The sequence below is a fragment of the Methylobacterium sp. WL116 genome (assembly GCF_008039455.1).
Taxonomy (GTDB): domain Bacteria; phylum Pseudomonadota; class Alphaproteobacteria; order Rhizobiales; family Beijerinckiaceae; genus Methylobacterium.
The window spans coordinates 1-1,615 of record NZ_VRUV01000765.1 but is presented as its reverse complement, the minus strand read 5'-3'; the positions used below and the strand labels follow the sequence as shown (position 1 = coordinate 1,615).

The 1,615-nt window shown below is 74.7% G+C and carries 2 protein-coding genes; one reads left to right on the top strand and one right to left on the bottom strand.

The features are described 5' to 3' along the window. Positions 1 to 588 (top strand): SPOR domain-containing protein (locus FV223_RS27125; RefSeq protein ID WP_147729802.1); only part of this gene is annotated, 588 nt, incomplete at its 5' end. Between the two features lie 143 nt (positions 589 to 731). Here the strand turns inward: FV223_RS27125 and FV223_RS27120 are convergent. Beyond that, positions 732 to 1,442 carry a DnaJ domain-containing protein gene (locus tag FV223_RS27120; protein WP_147729801.1) on the bottom strand — a complete coding sequence of 237 codons (711 nt, stop codon included), beginning with the start codon at positions 1,440 to 1,442 and terminating at the stop codon, positions 732 to 734. Between the last annotated feature and the right edge of the window lie 173 nt (positions 1,443 to 1,615).

The following is a 1,615-nucleotide window of genomic DNA, read 5'->3' as shown; positions in this document are numbered from 1 at the left end:
GAGCGCGCCCGGCCGGCGGTCGTCGCCGACGCGGTCTCGCGGACCCGGACGCAGCTGGCTTCGGCCGAGGACGACGAGGTCGAGACCACGAACTCGACCGATGCCGGCCAGCCCCTCGACATCGCGCCGCGGCGCTCGACCGCGACCCCCGGCAGCGCCGGCGCCTTCAAGGCCGGCGCGCAGCCCCTGCCGAAGGCGGCGCAGGCCTACGCCGCACCCGCGACGGGACAGGCCGCGTTCCCGGGCGGCGCACGCAAATCCGATCAGCGCATCGCGTCGGCCGACGGCCCGATCGCCCGCGCCGAGGCGCCGAAGCCCATCGCCGGCCCGAAGATCGTGCCGACGGCCTGGGTGATCCAGCTCGGCGCCATGGACGACGAGGGCAAGGCCAAGGCGATGCTGGCCGACGCCAAGGCGAAGGGCGGCGGCAGCCTCTCGAAGGCCGCGCCCTACACGGTGAAGGTCGAGCACAGCGGCGCCACCCTCTACCGCGCACGCTTCTCCGGCTTCCAAGAGCAGGACGCGGCGCAGGATGCCTGCTCCGCCCTGAAGCGCAGCGGCTTCAGCTGCTTCGCCACCCGCAGCTGATCCCCCTCACGTCGCGCCGCGGTCCGTTAGACCGTGGCGTTCAGCGACCGGCGGCCTTCGCCGTCCCGGTCGCCATCGACGCCGACGGCGGACGCCGCCCTCGGCGAACGTCGTCCTGCACCCCTGGCAACGCGCGTGGAGTCTCAGCGATGTCGGTTCGTCAGCCTGTCGCGGGCCGCGTTGACGCGGGCCGCCCCTTCGGCGCTTCCCCCCTGGTCGGGGTGGGCGCGCTTCATCAAGGTCCGGTGAGCCGTGCGGACGGCCTCTGGGGTCGCCCCGCGCTCAAGCCCCAGGATCTGATAGGCCTCGTCCTGCGTCATCGTCCCTGGCTGCGCCGGACGGCGCGGCCCCGCGTCGCGATCGCGCTCAGCGTCTACACGCCAGCCGGCGTGCCGGCGGTCGAGATACGCCTCTAGCGGCACCACCGCCGCGGGATCCTGCGTCCGGCAGACCGCCAGCACCGCGCGGAGGTCGGCGAGCCCGAGGCTCTCGAGACGCCGGCCGCCGAGCGGGCCGCCTCGCAGGATGCCGTCGCCGACGCTGCCGTCGTCGCGCAGGACGAAATCCACCCGCGCCGTCCGGTGCCGTCTCGGCGACGGCTTCATCGACGCCAGCAGCCGCTTGAGCCGGGAACCCAGCGTCTCCGGCCCTTCGAGCAGCCAGACGCCGCCGAGCCCGACGACCAGGGCCGGGGCGAGCTGGCCGCGCAGCAGCAGGATGGCGGCGAGCCCGATCGCGATCCAGGCGCCGGCACGCCGGATCGACCGCGGGGTGAGCCTGGGCCCGAGCCGGCCGCCGTTCCGGCCGAGCCACCACAGGCCGAAACACGTCGCGAAGCCGAGGACGAGCAGCATCCGCCTAGCGCCGCATGTCGAAGCTGGAACTCACGCGCCCGCTGATGCGGATGCCCGTGCCCGGAAGGATCTCGTGGAACCCGGAATCGCGCCGCGGCGCCGGGATCTCGCGCGATCCGCAGCCCGGCTGCGGCGGCAGGCGTACGCCCTCCGGCGCGTCCTCGGGACAGAGC

Bases quoted from the DNA above. Each gene is read 5' to 3' on its own strand.
- FV223_RS27120 (WP_147729801.1), bottom strand. From the start codon at position 1,442: ATGCTGCTCGTCCTCGGCTTCGCGACGTGTTTCGGCCTGTGGTGGCTC.